Source organism: Amycolatopsis sp. NPDC104775 (genome assembly GCF_055583325.1).
On record NZ_JBVJOE010000006.1, the window covers coordinates 84,643 to 100,890 of the forward strand.

At 68.5% G+C, this 16,248-nt stretch carries 14 protein-coding genes; 5 read left to right on the top strand and 9 right to left on the bottom strand.

What is annotated here, in order from left to right:
• Positions 1-18: 18 nt before the first annotated feature.
• The 7 genes from ACZ63D_RS26565 to ACZ63D_RS26595 all read right to left on the bottom strand — a co-directional run bounded on the left by ACZ63D_RS26565 (position 19) and on the right by ACZ63D_RS26595 (position 6,779).
• Positions 19-774 (bottom strand): LytR/AlgR family response regulator transcription factor, encoded by a 756-nt coding sequence (locus ACZ63D_RS26565; protein WP_465357079.1) that lies wholly within the window; start codon positions 772-774, stop codon positions 19-21.
• A complete protein-coding gene (locus tag ACZ63D_RS26570) occupies positions 771-1,820 on the bottom strand; it encodes a sensor histidine kinase (RefSeq protein ID WP_465357080.1) in 1,050 nt (349 codons plus the stop codon). The genes ACZ63D_RS26565 and ACZ63D_RS26570 overlap by 4 nt, the downstream gene beginning before the upstream one ends.
• A gap of 104 nt (positions 1,821-1,924) precedes the next feature.
• On the bottom strand, positions 1,925-2,920 hold the full coding sequence (locus ACZ63D_RS26575; protein WP_465357081.1) for an ABC transporter substrate-binding protein: 996 nt from the start codon (positions 2,918-2,920) through the stop codon (positions 1,925-1,927).
• A 31-nt stretch (positions 2,921-2,951) separates the two neighbouring features.
• Entirely contained in the window at positions 2,952-3,995 is a 1,044-nt protein-coding gene (locus ACZ63D_RS26580; RefSeq protein WP_465357082.1) for an ABC transporter permease, read from the bottom strand.
• Complete coding sequence (locus ACZ63D_RS26585) at positions 3,992-4,756, bottom strand: ATP-binding cassette domain-containing protein (RefSeq protein ID WP_465357083.1); 765 nt, start codon at positions 4,754-4,756, stop codon at positions 3,992-3,994. Before ACZ63D_RS26585 ends, ACZ63D_RS26580 begins: the two co-directional genes overlap by 4 nt.
• Before the next feature lie 5 nt (positions 4,757-4,761).
• On the bottom strand, positions 4,762-5,799 hold the full coding sequence (locus ACZ63D_RS26590; protein ID WP_465357084.1) for a class I mannose-6-phosphate isomerase: 1,038 nt from the start codon (positions 5,797-5,799) through the stop codon (positions 4,762-4,764).
• On the bottom strand, positions 5,796-6,779 hold the full coding sequence (locus ACZ63D_RS26595; RefSeq protein WP_465357085.1) for a LacI family DNA-binding transcriptional regulator: 984 nt from the start codon (positions 6,777-6,779) through the stop codon (positions 5,796-5,798). Before ACZ63D_RS26595 ends, ACZ63D_RS26590 begins: the two co-directional genes overlap by 4 nt.
• A 317-nt stretch (positions 6,780-7,096) precedes the next feature.
• Here ACZ63D_RS26595 and ACZ63D_RS26600 point away from each other — a divergent pair, with 317 nt between their 5' ends.
• From ACZ63D_RS26600 to ACZ63D_RS26610, 3 genes are all read left to right on the top strand, one after another.
• The gene (locus ACZ63D_RS26600; protein ID WP_465357086.1) at positions 7,097-10,348 is read left to right on the top strand and encodes a GH92 family glycosyl hydrolase; all 3,252 of its coding nucleotides are present in this window, start codon (positions 7,097-7,099) and stop codon (positions 10,346-10,348) included.
• A gap of 75 nt (positions 10,349-10,423) precedes the next feature.
• Positions 10,424-12,811 carry a GH92 family glycosyl hydrolase gene (locus ACZ63D_RS26605; RefSeq protein ID WP_465357087.1) on the top strand — a complete coding sequence of 796 codons (2,388 nt, stop codon included), beginning with the start codon at positions 10,424-10,426 and terminating at the stop codon, positions 12,809-12,811.
• A gap of 314 nt (positions 12,812-13,125) precedes the next feature.
• Positions 13,126-13,494, top strand: a complete 369-nt coding sequence (locus ACZ63D_RS26610; protein ID WP_465357088.1) for a DUF3817 domain-containing protein — start codon at positions 13,126-13,128, stop codon at positions 13,492-13,494.
• A gap of 50 nt (positions 13,495-13,544) precedes the next feature.
• Here the strand turns inward: ACZ63D_RS26610 and ACZ63D_RS26615 are convergent, their stop codons facing one another.
• A complete protein-coding gene (locus ACZ63D_RS26615) occupies positions 13,545-14,045 on the bottom strand; it encodes a MarR family winged helix-turn-helix transcriptional regulator (protein ID WP_182892290.1) in 501 nt (166 codons plus the stop codon).
• 70 nt (positions 14,046-14,115) lie between these two features.
• Here ACZ63D_RS26615 and ACZ63D_RS26620 point away from each other — a divergent pair, with 70 nt between their 5' ends.
• Positions 14,116-14,421, top strand: a complete 306-nt coding sequence (locus ACZ63D_RS26620) for a thiamine-binding protein (RefSeq protein ID WP_465357089.1) — start codon at positions 14,116-14,118, stop codon at positions 14,419-14,421.
• A gap of 1 nt (position 14,422) precedes the next feature.
• On the opposite strand, the gene ACZ63D_RS26625 is transcribed toward ACZ63D_RS26620, so the two are convergent.
• Entirely contained in the window at positions 14,423-14,830 is a 408-nt protein-coding gene (locus ACZ63D_RS26625) for a hypothetical protein (protein ID WP_465357090.1), read from the bottom strand.
• A gap of 155 nt (positions 14,831-14,985) precedes the next feature.
• On the opposite strand from ACZ63D_RS26625, the gene ACZ63D_RS26630 reads away from it, so the two are divergent.
• Positions 14,986-15,921: a tetratricopeptide repeat protein gene (locus tag ACZ63D_RS26630; RefSeq protein ID WP_465357091.1), complete on the top strand. Its 936-nt coding sequence runs from the start codon at positions 14,986-14,988 to the stop codon at positions 15,919-15,921.
• The last annotated feature ends 327 nt before the right edge of the window (positions 15,922-16,248 follow it).

Below are 16,248 nucleotides of genomic sequence, written 5' to 3' on the forward strand. Positions count from 1 at the left end.
CTGTGCGGCACGGGCGGTTCACCGGGGGCTCCCGAGCTGTCCGCGCTGCGCCGCTTCCAGCAACCGGTCCCGCAGGTCCCGCGCGTGCCGTCGGCTCACCGGCACGTCCCCGGCCTCGGTGTGGGCCAGCAACCCGCCCGTCGTGTCGCTCCGCAGTTCCAGCACCGCATTGACCGCGAGCAGGAATCCGCGGTGCACCCGGGTAAATCCAGTGCCTTCCCAATATTCTTCGAGCCGCGAGATCGGCATCCGCACCGGATGCACGCCGTTTCGCGTGTGCAGCCGGACGTAATCGCCGTTGGCTTCGGCGAACAGCACGTCGTCGCGGCGGACGTACCGAGTGCGGCCGCCGGAATCGACGGGCAGCGCGGCCATCACGTCCGGAGCGGTCCGTCGCCGGCCGCTCGGCACCAGACGGGTCACCTTGGCGAGTGCGGCGGAAAGCCGTTCCGTGCGCACCGGTTTGAGCAGGTAGTCCACCGCGCCGATGCCGTACGCGGTGACCGCGTGCCCGTCGTGTGCGGTGACGAACACGATCACCGGCGGTTCGGACAGTTTCGCCAGCAGCGACGCGAGTTCCAGCCCGTCGAGGCCGGGCATGGAAATATCGAGGAAGACCGCGTCGAAATGGTCTGCCTGCAACAGTTTCAGTGCCTTCAACGCGTCGCTCGCGCCGACGACCTCGCCGACTTCCGGTGCGTCGCGCAGCATCCGGCAGAGTTCGTCCAAGGCCGGCGCGAGATCGTCGACCGCCAGCACCCGCAGCCCGCTCACGGCAGCACCCCCGGCTGGAATCGCGGCACGCGCAACACGACTCGTGTGCCCTCGCCGACCGCCGTTTCCACTGTCAGCCCGTACCAGGCTCCGTACACGGTGCGCAATCGTCTGTCCACATTGGCCAGTCCGAGCCCCGTGCCGTCGCCGCTGCCCGCGAGGATGGCCGCGGCGCGCTCGGGCTCCATGCCGACCCCGTCGTCCTCGACGCTGATCACGCAGTCGTTTCCTTCCGCCTGTCCGTGCACCTGGACGAGCCCGGTGCCCGACCGCGGCTCGATGCCGTGCCGGATCGCGTTTTCCACGAGGGGTTCGAGTACCAGGTACGGCACCGCCACCGCAAGCACTTCCGGCGCGACGCGCACCTGCACCTTGAGTCTTTCGCCCAGCACCGCCCGCTGCAGCGCGAGATATGTTTCCACCGCGCGGAACTCCTCGGCGACGACGGTGTACTCGCCGTGCCGCGACAGGCTGTAGCGGGTGTAGTCGGCGAAATCGAGCATCAGCTCGCGAGCGCGGTCCGGTTCCGAGCGGACGAACGACGCTATGACGGTGAGTGCGTTGTAGACGAAATGCGGCGACATCTCCGCCCGCAAGGCCCGAAGCTCAGCCTGTGCGGCTTGGTCCGCGGAAGCTTCGAGCCGACCTCGCTCCAATGCCTGCACGACGAGATCCGCGGCCTGTCTCGTCACCGCGCCGGACACCTCGCCGACCAGCAGCAACGCGCCCGCCAGTTCGTCGTGGACGTGCAGCGGAACCGCCGTCACGCCGCCCGCGGTGATCGGTTCTTCGTGGTGCAGCACGTCGTCCAAGGCTCGGGACACCGCGTCGTCCGCACCGGGCCGGCCAGACCACAGCAACGTGCCGGAGAGATCGGACAGTCCCAGCCCGGCCACGTCGAACAGCCGTCGCAAGCCGTGTGCGGCGCGTCGGGCGCGAACGCCGGACAGGCCGTCTTTCAGGTCGTCGGCGACCTTCCGCGCCGCCCCGAGCACGCCGACGGCGTCCGGACGGGAGCGCCACGGCAGCCGGGCACTCTCGGTCATCGACGAGCCCTCCCCTCGGGTACCTGGGGGAGTTGATAGTAGCGCCGAACACGGCGAAGGGGACTTTCCGTGCGGAAAGTCCCCTTTGGCCGGTCGAGCCGCCGTCAGCAGTTCTGCTTGTAGAAGTACTTCGAGTTGGCGTCCAGGTCGTCCTTGGTGATCGAGTGCAACTGCGCGGTCAGGTTCCGCTCGGTCTGCTTGCCCTCGAGCGCGGCCACCGCCTGGTCGACGCCCTTCGTGCCGATCTGCGCCGGGTCCTGCGCGATGAGCGCCTGGTACTCGCCCTTCTTGAGACCGTCCACTTCGGACGGGCTGGCGTCGAAGCCGACCAGGTTGACCTTGCCGATCTTGCCCGCGTTGCGCAGCCCGGTCGCCGCGCCCTCGCCGGTGTTGAGGTTGGTGGCGAAGATGCCGACGAGATCCGGCGTCGAGACCAGCGCCGCGGTCACTTTCGACGCGGCCTGCTCCGGTTCGTTCTGGGTGAACTGGATGCCCACCGACTTGAGGTTCGGGTGGTTCTTCAACTCGTCCTCGAAGCCCTTCGCCCGGGCGGCGGTGGTGGACGTGCCCGCGATGGTGTCGAGGATCAGCACCGAACCCGGCTTGTCGCCGACGAGCTTCGCCATGGTCTGCGCGGCCAGCTTGCCGCCCTCGGCGTTGTCCGAGGAAATCGACGACACCGCGACGCTCTTGTCCTTGAGCGAAGTGTCGACCTCGACGATCTTCGCGCCGCGGTTCTTCACCTGCTGGATCGGCGCCAGCATCGCCTGGTCGTCGGTCGGGGCGACCAGCAGCGCGGCGGGCGGGTTGGAGCCCAGCGAGTTGACGATGGACGTCTGCATGGTGGCATCGAACTTCTGCGGTGCCTGCACGGTCAGTTCGTAGCCGAGCTTCTTCGCTTCTTCCTGCGCGCCGCATTGCATCGAGATGTAGAACGGCTCCGCTTGCACCCCTGGTACCAGCGCCAGCTTCTTGCTGTTCGCGGAGTTGGCGGCGGACCCGGACCCGCTCTGCCCGATCTGGCCGGTGCCGCACGCGGTCACCAGCATCACCGCGGACGCGAGCGTTCCCGCGGCGAGGACGGTCGTGCTGAATTTCATCGTAAGCACCTCTTTGTACTCGGGGACCGATTCAGCGGGAGTTGCGCTTGCGGCGCTGGCGCTGGTCGAACCACACCGCCGCGATGAGGACCGCGCCGACCGCGATCTGCTGCCAGTAGTCCTGCACGTGCGTGATGTTGATGCCCTTCTTCAGCACGGCGGGGATGAACACCCCGATCACCGTGCCGAGCATCGAGCCGACGCCACCGAAGAGGCTCGTGCCGCCCATCACCGTCGCGGAGATGGAGTTGAGGTTGTCGGTGGCGTGCGCCGAGATCGTGGTCGAGGTGTAGAACGCCAGCGACAGGAACCCCGCGAGCCCCGCGAGGAAACCGGTGAGCAGGTACACCTTGAGCAGGTGCGCGGTCACGCCGATGCCTGAGCGCCGCGCCGCCTCCGCGTTCGAGCCGACGGCGAACGTGTAGCGGCCGAACCTGGTGGTGTGCAGCAGCCACGCGCCGATCAGCGTGATCACCACGGCCACCAGCACGAGGTTCGGGATCCCGCCGAACGACGTGCCGTATCCGAGCACCCTGTTCAGTTCGGCGGGCATGCTGTTCACGTCCGACCCGTTGTTGAGCAGATATGCCACGCCGAGCGCCGCGCCCATCGTGCCGAGCGTGACGATCAGCGGCGGGATGCCCGCCACGGCGATGAGGAATCCGTTGATCAAGCCCCAGAGCGTGCCCGCGAGCACCGCCGCGACGAGCCCGACCGTGATCACGCCCCACCCGGCCTGCGAGGCGTTGCCGCCGCTGAGTGCTTCCATCGTTTTGCCCGCGACCATGCCGGCGAAGATCAGCACCGAACCGACGGACAGGTCGATGCCGGAGGTGATGATCACGAACGTCATGCCGACTGAAAGCACCAGCAGCACAGACGTTTCGTTCAGGAGCATCTGGAAGGTGAACACCGTCGCGAACTGGCCCGGGGCGAGGACGGTGAACACCACGATCAACGCGACCAGCACCAGCGAGATCCAGAACGTGTTCGCCCCGACGAGCCGTTTGCCCAGCGGGGGTTTGCCGAACTCGCCGTCCACAGTGGTCTGAATGTCCTTCGCCGGAGCGCTCATGCCGCCTCCTCTTGCACGAGAGCCCCGGTCATCGCCGCGACCAGGTCTTCGAGTTTCGTGTCCGCACCGGCGAACCGGGCGACGCGCCTGCCCTGCAGCAGCACCTCGATCCGATCCGACACCGAGAGCACCTCGGGCATGTTGTGGCTGATCAGCACCACCGCGATGCCCTTGTCCCGGACCTTCTTGATCACGTCCAGCACGCGCCCGCGCTGCCGCACGCCCAGCGCCGCGGTCGGTTCGTCCATGAACACGACCTTCGACGCCCACGCCACCGACCGGGCCACCGCGACGCTCTGCCGCTGCCCGCCGGACAACGAACCGATCGACACCTCGGTGCTCTGCAGCGCGACGCCGAGCTTCTCGAACTCGGTCACCGCTTGGCGGCGCATCTCCGCCTTGTCCAGCATGCCGAGCTTGCCCAGGATGCCTTTGCGCGGGATTTCCCGGCCGAGGAACAGGTTCGCCGCCGGATCGAGATCCGGTGCGACGGCGAGATCCTGGTACACCGTCTCGATCCCGGCCCGGCGCGCGGCCACCGGCGAGTCGAGATGGACCTCTTTTCCGTCGAGCAAGATCCGGCCCGACGTCGGCTGTTCGGCCCCGGACAGGCACTTCACGAGCGTGGACTTGCCCGCGCCGTTGTCGCCGATCAACGCGGTCACCTCGCCCGCGCGCGCCTGGAAAGACGCGCCGCGCAGGGCTTCCACCGATCCGTAGTGCTTGGTCAGGTCCACCGCGTCGAGCAGGATCTCGCTCATCGGCGCTAACTCCTTTCCGGGGCGGGCGGACGGCACCGGATCACGGTGAGCGAGCCGGACAGTTCGGTCTGGCCCGCGGCGAACGGCACCGCGTAAGTGTCGCCCTTGGCCACGGGGAACTCGCCGCCGTTTTCGGTGCGCAGCATGCCTTCGCCGTCGAGCGCGACGAGCACGCTGAACGACGGGTCGAGGGAGAACGCGTTGCCGGACAACTGAATGCGGTCCGCGCGGAAGAACTCCGCCGAGTCCGGCGCGAGCAAGTCCACTGTGGTCGCTTCGGCGCCGGAGGTGTGTTTCACGATCGTCTTGAGCCGGTCGTCGTCCCAGCCAGAGGTGTCGAGCGTTTCGATCGCGGTGTCGAAGCCGATCCCGAGGTGGCCCTTTTCCGGCGAGGCAAGGAAATCACGCCATTCCAGGGTAAGCGAGAAGTCCGTCGGCTGCTGCAACTCGACCACGAAGACGCCCTCGCCGATCGCGTGCGGCAGCCCGGCCGGGATGTAGACCGTGTCGCCTGCCTGCACCGGAATGCTGTTGAGCGCGCCCAGCATGCTCGGTGCGTCCTGCTCGCGGGTCCATTCGGCGACGGTTTCCTTGCTCAGCGTCTCCCGGAAACCGGGGTACACGCGCGGGTCGTCGCCGTAGGTGCCGACCACGATCCACGCCTCGGTCTTGCCGAAATGCGAGTCGAAGTGCTTGCGGGCGAAGGAATCCGACGGGTGGAAGTGCACCGGAAGCCGCTGCCCGGCGTCGAGCAGCTTCACCAGCAGGCCGGTCGAATCGCCGAGCTTGGCGACGTGCGCCGCGCCCAGCCACGCGTCCGGGTCGGCGCGGACGGCGTCGCGCAGCCAGATCCCGCTGGGCAGTCGGGTGAGACCGTTGGTCTCCTGGCCGAACATGGTGGTGACGGAACCGACCCAGTCCTCCGGCCCGAACTTCGAGTCGGTGCCGCTGGCCCCGCGCAGGGCGGCGATCGCGTCGCCGCCCCGGTAGAACTGCGGCGGCTGGTTGGCCGGGAGCGCGACCGGTTCGAGGTGCTTGGTCACAGGGCGGCCTCACCGGAACCGCGGGCGACTAGGTGCACGGGCAGAACTACCTTTCTCGGTGCGGACTGATCGCCCTGGATGCGGGCGAACAGCAGCTCGGCCGCTGCGTGCCCGAGGGCGCTGACGTCGTGGGCGATCACGGTGACCGGCGGGTCGAGCAGATCCGCCAGTTCGAAATCGTCGAAGCTCACCAGCGCGGGCCGGCGTTCGGCGTGCGCGAGCGCGCGCAGCAGGTGCACCGCGACCCGGTTGTTGCCCGCGATCACGGCGGTGGCCGGATTCGGCCCGCCGACCAGCTTGCGCACCGCCTGGCCGACGGTTTCCGGCGTCGGCGTCTGCATCGCCACGAGGCTCTCGTCGTAGGAGATCCCGTTGCGCACACAGCCTTCCCGGAACCCGCGAAGCCGTTCGGCGGCGGTGAAGATGTCCGGGCTGTCGCCGAGGAACGCGATCCGGCGGTGGCCGTGCCGCACGAGGTGCCCGACCGCTTCGATGGTGCCGCCGAGGTTGTCCACGAGCACGGTGTCGGCCACGATGTCGCCGGCCGGACGGTCGAGGAACACCACCGGCGTGCCCGCGCGCATTTCCGGCACGAGGTAGCCGTGCTGCAACCCGGCGGGCACGATCAGCAGCCCGTCCACGCGCCGCGCGCAGAACTCCAGCGACAGCTCGCGTTCGCGGTCGGAATTCTCACCGGACGAGCCGGTCAGCACGTGTCTGCCGAACGACGTCGCGATCCGTTCCACCGCGCGGTTCAGCTCGGAGTAGAAGGGGTTGCCGACGTCCTCAACGACCAGGCCGATGGTGCCGGTGGTCGAGCCGCGGCGCAGGTTGCGGGCGCCGAGGTTCCGGCGGAACCCCAGCTGTTCGATCGCGGCCACCACGCGTTCGGCGGTGTCCGGATGCACCGCGGGTTCGTCGTTGACGACCCGCGACACCGTTTTGATGCTGACGCCGGCCAGCCGCGCCACATCGCTCATCGTGGCCCGCCTGCTGGCGGGGCGGGGAAGCCCGTCCGCGTCCCGGCCCGAGTGAGACAACGTTGTCATAATGCGGGGGATTGGACACCATCGGCGCGCTCGCTGTCAATGCCCGCCGCTTCGCGCTGCCCGCTTCGACGAATCCGCTGGTGCGGATGGTGGACATCGTTGTCTCGAATCGGACAGGCTCTCACCGCGGTCTTGACGATCCGGTGAGCCATTGCCCAAGGTGGCCCGCATCGACGGTGCGCGACAAGGTTGTCATCGATGCCTCGAGGTCGGTGGCGGCGGGTTCGCGCCGGACAACTGGAGAGGCGATGGCGATGGCGCGAGCGCGCTGGAGAGCCGGACTGATCTTCCTGACTTCCGCGGTCGTGGCGGCGGTAGCACCCGCCGCCCCCGCACTGGCCGATCCCGCACAGGCGGATTCCACGAAAGCCGCTGACCTGGCGAAATGGGTCAACCCGTTCGTCGGCACCCGGCCCGGCGGCGCGGACCACGGGACCGGCGGCGGCGCGGGCAACACCTTCCCCGGCGCGGTCGCGCCGTTCGGGATGGTGCAGTGGAGCCCGGACACGAAGAAATCCCAGCCGGGCGGGTACTTCTACGACGACAACACGATCACCGGGTTCAGCCTCACGCACCTTTCCGGCGCGGGCTGCACCACCTATCAGGACCTGCCGTTCATGCCGTACGTCGGTGAGATCAGCACGTCGCCCGCGACCGATCCGGGCCACTACACCTCGACCTTCTCGCATCAGAACGAGCACGCGACCGCGGGCGCGTACGACGTCGCCCTCGACAACGGCGCGAAAGTTGAACTGAGCGCGACGCAGCGCACCGGTTCCGGGCGGTTCACCTACCCGGCGGGTGCGGCGTCCACGTTGCTGGTCAACACTTCCGGCTCGGTCAACGGCACCGACGACGCGTCGATCAGCATCGGCAAGGACACGATCAGCGGCTGGGCGACCAGTGGCCGGTTCTGCGGCGCGAAGGATTCGTACCGGGTCTACTTCTCGGCGAAGTTCGACACCCCGTTCGAGTCCGTCGGGACGTGGAAGAACGGCGCGGTGACGCCGGGCAAGACCGCCGAGACCGGCGGCGCGAAGGCGAAGGTCGCGCAGCCCAATGGCATTGGTGCTTCGCTGGCCCGCCCGGCCGCTGCGAAACCGCAGGACACCACGGTCAGCGGCCCGGGCAGCGGCGGGTACGTGACGTTCCCGAACCTCAACGGCGCGCAGGTGAATGTCCAGGTCGGACTGTCCTTTGTGTCCGTAGACGGCGCGAAGGCGAACCTGAAAGCGGAGAACAACGGCAAGAAGTCGTTCGATGCGGTGGCCGCGTCCGCGCGGCAGGCGTGGAACGACCAGCTCGGCAAGATCCAGGTCAGCGGCGGAAGCGACGCCGACACCACGACGTTCTACACCTCGCTGTACCACTCGCTGATCCAGCCGAACGTGTTTTCCGATGTGGACGGTCGCTATCCGGGCTTCGACGGCCGGATCCACCAGGCCGAACGCGGGCACGCGATGTACACCAACATCTCCGGCTGGGATATCTACCGCTCTGAGGTCCCGCTGCTGGCCACGATCGCGCCGAAGCAGACCTCGGACCTCGTGCGCTCGATGATGGCCTTCGCCGAACAGGGCGGTTCCTGGGACCGCTGGACGGTGGCGAACGACTACACCGGCGTGATGAACGGGGATCCGTACCACATCATCGTTTCCAGTGCCTACGCGTTCGGCGCGCGTGATTTCGACGCGCAGAAAGCGTTGCTGCTCATGATCAAGGGCGCGACGCAGCCGACTCAGGGCTACGTCGAACGGCCAGGCCTGCCGGACTACCAGCGCCTCGGCTACGTACCCGGCGCGGCGGCGGACACCCTGGAGTACACCAGCGCGGACTTCGCCATCGCCCAATTCGCGAAGCGGCTCGGCGACGGTGCCACGTACACCACGTTCATGAAGCGCGCGCAGAACTGGCAGAACCTCTACAACCCGGGCAGCGGACACCTGCAGCCGCGCAACGCGGACGGCTCGTTCTCCGCGAACTACGACCCGGCCAGCTCGCAGGGCTGGGTCGAGGGCAACGGCGCCCAGTACGACTGGATGGTCCCCTACGACCTCGGCGGCCTCGTGACCGCATTCGGCGGCCCTGCCGCTACTCAGTCGCGTTTGGACACTTTCTTCACGAAGCTGAACGCCGGAACCCACGAGCCGTATGCGTTCCTGGGCAACGAGCCGAACTCGAACGCCCCGTACGTGTACTCGTTCGCCGGTGCTCCGGCGAAGACGCAGAACATCGTGCGCCGGGCGATGGACGAGCTGTACAACCCGCGTCCAGAGGGCCTGATCGGCAACGACGACCTCGGGCAGATGTCGTCCTGGTACGTCTGGTCCGCGCTCGGCGTCTATCCGGAGATCCCAGGCCGCGCCGAAACCGTGCTGACCACGCCGCGCTTCGCGCACGCCGAGGTGACCACCGGGGCGGGCAAGAAGATCACCGTCAACGCTCCCGGCACCGGCGAATACACCAGCAGCCTCAAGGTGAACGGCACTTCGGCCAGCAAGGCATGGCTGTCGGAAGGATTGATATCTCAGGGCGGCAAGCTGGACTTCACGCGATCGTCGACCGCCACCGCGTGGGGCTCCGCTCCGGCCGACGCTCCGCCGTCGTTCCGCGAGCAGGAGAAGCCGAGCCTGTCCTTTGTGGACCCGGCACGCGCGGTGGTGCCCGCTGGCACGACCTCGACCGCTTCGGTGGGCGTGCAGGATCTTTCCGGCACGGCGAAAACGTGGACCTACTCCGCGGGCAGTGCGGACGGCATCACGCTGACGCCCGCGACCGGTTCCGTCCAGGTCCCGGCGGCGGGCAAGGGCCACGCTGACGTGACGGTGAGTGTTCCGGCGGGTACCTCCGACGGTCCGCGCCGGATCCCGGTCACCTTCTCCTCGCCGGGGCTCGCCGACGTGCAGGCGGTGCTGACGGTCCTGGTGGCGAAGCCGAACAGCTGGCTGGCCACTGTGAACAACACCGGTCTCTCCCCGGACGCGAACTCGGCGGCCGGGAACTTCGACGGCGGCGGCTGGAGCTACTCCGCGGACGCGCTGGCCAAGGCCGGGGCCAAACCGGGCAGCACGGTGTCGAGCGACGGGCTGAACTACACCTGGCCGTCGTACCCGGTCGGCGACCCGGACAACGTCGTGGCATCGGGGCAGACGATCACCCTGTCCGGTTCGGGACGGCTCGCGCTGCTCGGCGCCGCCAGCAACGGCAACGCACAGGGCACGCTCACCGTCACCTACACCGACGGCAGCAAATCCACCGCCACCATCGGGTTCTCCGACTGGACCCTCGGCGGCGGGGGAGCGCAGCCGGCGTTCGGCAACCGGATCGTGCTGTCCACCCCGTACCGCAACTCCGCGGGCGGCGACCCGCAGCAGATCCGCACGATGGTGTTCGCCACCGCGCCGATCACGCTGGACGCGGGCAAAACCGTCGCGAGCGTGACGCTGCCGAGCGGCGTCAGCGGCGGCTCCATGCACGTGTTCGCGATTGCCGCGGGCTGACCTTCCGTGAGGGGAACCCTGAGGGAATCAGATTCCCTCAGGGTTCCCCTCACGAACTTTTCCCAGAGGAGTCCCATGAGGAGCAGAGTTTTGGCGGGCGCGACGGCGCTCGCTGTCGTCGCCGCGGCGCTGACGCCGGTCGCGGCGCAAGCGCGTCCGGCCGATCCGCTGGACGCGGTGAACACGTTCATCGGCACGCAGGACGAGGGCAACACCTTCCCGGGTGCGTCCGCGCCGTTCGGCATGGTCCAGTCGAGCCCGATCACCACGCACTACGCCGGATATCTCTACACCGACACCGCGATCCGCGGCTTCGGCCACTTCTTCCTGTCCGGCGCGGGCTGCTGGGAACAGGGCGGCCTCGTGTCGATGCTGCCCACCACCGGCGACATCGGCCCGGGCGCGGCGTTCGACACCAGCAAGCCCGCGACCTTCGACCAAGCCAAGTACGCCGCGCCGTACACGCACGAAGGTGAAGTCGGGAAACCCGGCTACTACAAGGTGCACCTGACCGGATACGGCGGCATCGACGTCGAAACCACCGCCAGCACGCGGAGCGGCGTCGAGCGATACTCCTTCGATAAATCCGGTCCAGCCAACGTTTTCGTGAACGTCGGGCAGGCCAACGCGAAGGAGCCTGTCAGCGGCAGCAGCGTCCGCATCGTTGACGACCACACCATCGCGGGCACCGTCGAGTCACAGGCTTTCTGCGGCGGAAAGCCGTACACCACTTACTTCACCACGAAATTCGACCAGCCGTTCTCGTCGTATGGCACCTGGTCGCCGGACGGCGGCACGCCCGGCAGCCGCTCGGCACAGGGCGGTGCGGGCCTGCGCGGCGCGTGGCTGACGTTCCCGAAGGGCGGCCAAGTCACCGCCACCACGTCGATTTCCCAAGTGGACGCTCGCGGTGCGGACACCAACCTCGCCGCCTCGCGCGTCCTTCCGTTCGACTCGGTGAAGAACGACGTCCAGCGAGCCTGGCGCCGTGAACTGTCCAGTGTGGACATCACCGGCGGCACCCCGGACGATCGCACAGTCTTCTACACCTCGCTGTACCACGCGTTCCTGCAACCGTTGACCGCGAACGACGCCGACGGCCGGTACTACGGCTTCGACAAGAAGATCCACCGCGCGATCGGCTGGACGTACTACGACTTCTTCTCCCTCTGGGACACCTACCGCTCGCAGAACCAACTGCTGGCCTTGCTGAAACCGGACCGGGCCCGCGACGTCGCGAAGAGCATCCTCGCCATCCACGACCAAGGCGGCTGGCTGCCGCGCTGGGCGTACGCGAGCCAGGAAACGAACACCATGACCGGAGACCCGGTGACGCCGTTCCTGGTCGACCTGTGGCGGTTCGGCGCACTGAGCGGCGACGAAATGCACGCCTACCAAGCGCTGCTGCAGAATTCGCGCGAGATCCCGCCCGCGTCGTCGCCGTTCCAAGGCCGTTCCGGCAACGCGAGCTACCAGTCCGACGGATTCGTCCAATACGCCCCGAACTTCCCGAAGAAGGGCCAGGACACCGACCCAGCACACGGTGCCTCGGCGACCCTGGAATACGCCCTCGCCGACTGCTCCCTGTCGGTGATGGCCTCCGCCCTCGGCCGCAAGCAGGACGCGAAGCAGCTAGCAGCCAAGGGCCGGACGTACGCGACGCTGTGGGACCCGTCCGTAACCGACCGCGGCTTCACCGGCTACTTCCGGCCCAAGGTGACCGGCGGCAGCTGGTACACCCCGGCGGACGGCCCGTACAGCCCGCAAGGCCAGGACGGCTTCCATGAGGGCACGGCCTGGCAGTACCAGTGGCTAGTGCAGCAGGACGTGCCCGGCCTGGTCGCGAAGATGGGCGGCTGGGCCAACGCGGGCAAGCGGCTCGACGACTTCTTCGCCTACGACGACCTGGTGAAGGACCCGGCGAAGACCGCGCACGAGAAGTGGGTCGTCGGCCCGTACGACTACTACAAGCAGTTCCGCTACAACCCCAACAACGAGCCCGATCTGCACTCGCCGTGGATGTACACGCTCACCGGGCAGCCGTGGAAGACCTCCGCGGTGGTGCGGGCCGCGCACACGCTGTTCACGAACGCCCCCAACGGCGTGACGGGCAACGACGACCTCGGCACGATGTCCGCCTGGTATGTATTCAGTGCGCTCGGCCTCTACCCGGCCGTTCCGGGCACCGGCGACTTCGTGCTCAACGCGCCGCGGTTCGCCAAGTCCGTGCTGCACCTGCCGAACGGCCGCGACTTCACCATCAACGCGCGCGGCGCGAACGGGGCGCAGCTGCAGTACGTCTCCGGGCTGCGCGTCGACGGCACGGCGTCGGACAAAACGTTCGTCAGCCTCGAACAGCTGCGCCGCGGGTCCACTCTGGACTTCGCGTTGACCGGTGACGCGCCGAAGGCCACGTGGGGAACGTCACGCTCCTCCGCGCCGCCTTCTCCTTGTGCCGGTTAGTGTTCGCTCGCGGACGTTGAGTGAAGACCGCCTCCCGGATCTTGGGATCGGGAGGCGGTCTTTCCCGTTAACCGGGCATTTCCCGCCCGTTTCCGCCTCCCGTCCGGAATTGGTGCAGACCATTGCCGGGGCGGCTCGTGACCAGAGTCACGGACCCCGGTGTTCCGGTGGGACCGGTCACGCCTCACACTGGTCTCATACCCGTTCGACAGTGCTGTTGACGCCAGGTGGTTCGGTCCGCCTTGGACAGTCGCGTCGGACGTGTTTTTTGTGTGTGCAGTCAGCACGCACCAGGTGACGCACAGGAGGATGTCGTGTCCAGCAAGGCCGCTCTCGTGTTCCGCGTGGCCGCAGTCGCCGAGGCTCTGTCCTGGCTCGGCTTGCTGATCGGGATGTTTCTCAAGTACGTCGTCGGCGCCTCCCACGAGGGCGGCGTGCCCGTCCTCGGCATGGTGCACGGCGTCGTCTTCGCCCTGTACGTGATCACCTCCCTGTCCGTGGCGAAGCCGCTGGGCTGGCGCGGCAAGACGCTGGTGCTGGCGCTGCTGGCGAGCATCCCGCCGCTGTTCACCTGGCTGTTCGAGAAGTGGGCGCTGCGCAACGGCAAGCTCGACGGCCCGCAGCGGCTGTCCCACGGCGGCGTCGGCCTCTTCGTGCGCACGCGCGAGACTGTGAACGCCTGATCTTCGCTTTCCGGAGGGCCCACGCGACGACCGCGTGGGCCCTTCGTGCGTTACGAGGTGAAATCGCCCGCGGACTTGCGGACCTTGGTGAGCAGTTCGGTCAGCTGCTCCACCTGCCGCTCGGTGAGCCCGGTGAGCCCGAAGTCGATGCCGGTGACCGCGGCGGTGGCGGTCTCCCGCAGCGCGCGGCCCTCGTCGGTGATCTCCACGAGCGTGGTGCGCCGGTCGGTGGGGTGCGGCACGCGCTTCACGAGCCCGTCGCGCTCCAGCCGGTCGACTATGTTGGTGACGCTGGTGGGATGCAGCTGCAGCCGTTCGCCCATCACCCGCATCGGCAGCCGTGCGTTGCGGGAGAAGGTGAGCAGCACGAGCGCCTCGTAGCGGGCGAAGGTGAGGCCGTGCGGCTTCAACGCGCCGTCGACCGCCGACTGGATGATCTGCTGCACCCGCATCACGCCGGTGACGGCGGCCATGGTTCCGGCCGGGCCGATCCGGTCTTCCCACAGCTGCGCGGCACGCGCGATCGGATCGAACGGCAGCGGACGGTTCATGGCAACCGAAGCTACCAGCGGGTACCCCGGTCGTGGGGGTCGCCCTGCGAGAACAGGGAAAGGAAGTCGCATGATCGTCGCGTTCAGCGTGAGCCCCTCGGCCGCGGAGCCGGACGGCGGAGTGAGCGAGGCCGTTTCGCGCGCGGTGAAGGTGGTGCGCGAATCCGGGCTGCCGAACTCGACCAGCTCCATGTTCACCGAGCTGGAAGGCGAGTGGGATGAAGTGATGGCGGTGGTGAAGAAGGCGGTGGAAGCCGCGGGCGAAGGCTCGGCGCGCGTCGGGCTGGTGCTCAAGGCCGACATCCGTCCCGGCTACGACTCCGGCCAGCTGACCGCGAAGGTCGATCGGGTCGAAGCGCACCTGCGCGAGGACTGAGCTAGGGAATCGGCGGCGTGAACGCGACGGTCCAGCGCCCCTTGGCGCTGGTCACCGCGAGCCGGTAGCTGAACTGCTGGCCCGTTCCGGTCTTCCCGCGCACGACGGCCGCGGTGGGGGAGTGTTCGTCCGGCGCGAGCTGCACGGAGATGTCGCGCGCGTTGCCGTCCTTGAGGACGGCGACGTAGTCCTTGGCGAGGTCGCCGCCGCCGGACCCAGGTACGTCGAAGAGCCCGGCGAGCGCGTCCGCGTCCCGCCCGCTCAGCGCGGCGGCCAGCTCCGTGCGCAACTCCGGCGGGGAGGCCGCCCCGGGCGGGTCCTGGTGCCCGACGGTCACCGTGATGCTGACGATCCACGCCACCGCGACCACGACCGCGACGGCCACCGCGGCGTTGCGCCGGCTCAGCATTCTCGGGCCTCCTCGTTGTCCTCGCCGAGAGCATGCCTCAGCGGCGTCCGCATGCCAAAAGCGAACCTCGGGGCTGCTGCTGAACTCTCGCGGCGAGGCGTGCCAGGATGGAGGGCGTGACACACCCACGCGGATCTGCAGCGAACTCAGCGGCGATGTCCGCCGCGTTGTCCGGCGCGGTCGACCTGTCCGCGCTCAAAGCCAGGGCGGAGGCGACCCGGAACCAGCCGAAGGCCCCGCCCGCGCCCCCGGCCGGCGGCGAGGCAGGCGCGTCCGCGCCCCCGTCGGACGCGGTGCTCGAAGTCACCGAGGCGACCTTCCAGGCCGACGTCGTCGAACGCTCGCTCAACCAGCTCGTGGTCGTCGACCTGTGGGCCGAATGGTGCGGGCCGTGCAAGCAGCTGAGCCCGGTGCTGGAACGCCTGGCCGGCGAAGCGGGCGGCGCCTGGGTGCTCGCGAAGGTCGACGTGGACGCCAACCCGCGCATCGCGCAGCTCTTCGGAGCCCAGTCGATCCCCACGATCGTCGCCATCGCCGGCGGCCAGCCCGTGGACGCCTTCTCCGGCGCACTGCCGGAGCCGGAAATCCGCAAGTGGCTGGGCTCGCTGCTGGACGCCCTGCGCGACCGCCTGCCCGGCATCCGCGCCGCCGAAGAGGCCCGCGGCCCGGTCGAAGAGCCGGAAGACCCGCGCTTCACCGAGGCGGAGGAAGCCTTCGAACGAGGCGACTACGCCGCCGCTCAGGCCGCGTACGAGCGCATCCTGGACGCCGAACCGGCCAACGAACTGGCGAAGAACGCCCTGGCACAGGTCAAGTTCACCGCCCGCGCCGAAGCGGTCGACCCGAGCGCGCGCGAAAAGGCCGAAGCCGACCCGAAGGACCTGGACGCCCAGCTGGCGGCCGCCGACCTGGACATCGCCGAGCAGGATGTGGAAGGCGCCTTCCGCCGCCTGATCGACGTCGTCCGCCGCACCTCCGGCGACGACCGCAACCGCGTCCGCGAGCACCTGGTGGCGTTGTTCGAACTCTTCGACCCCGCCGACGAACGCGTCATGAAGGCCCGCCGCGACCTGGCGAGCGCCCTTTTCTGAGCCACTCTCCGCCCGTGGAGGGCTTCTAGAGGGACTCAGACTCTCTCATGGGAGCCCTTCACGGCTTCTGACCGCAATAACCCCGTTCCGTGGGGGAACCCTCACGGCCTCTGATCCCCCCAGGGTTCCCTCCACGACCCGCGGCGCCCCAACACCACATTGGGGGCGCGAGCCCCATCCCTAAAACCGCCGCCACCCCACCAAACCCACCCAGGCAGCCACTCCCCGCCCTGCACCCCGATACGAAGCCTTCTCTGCGGTTCGGGGGTGGGGGTTCAGGGCAGTTTTCCCCCCCGACAAACCACCCCCAACCCGCCAACAAACCCA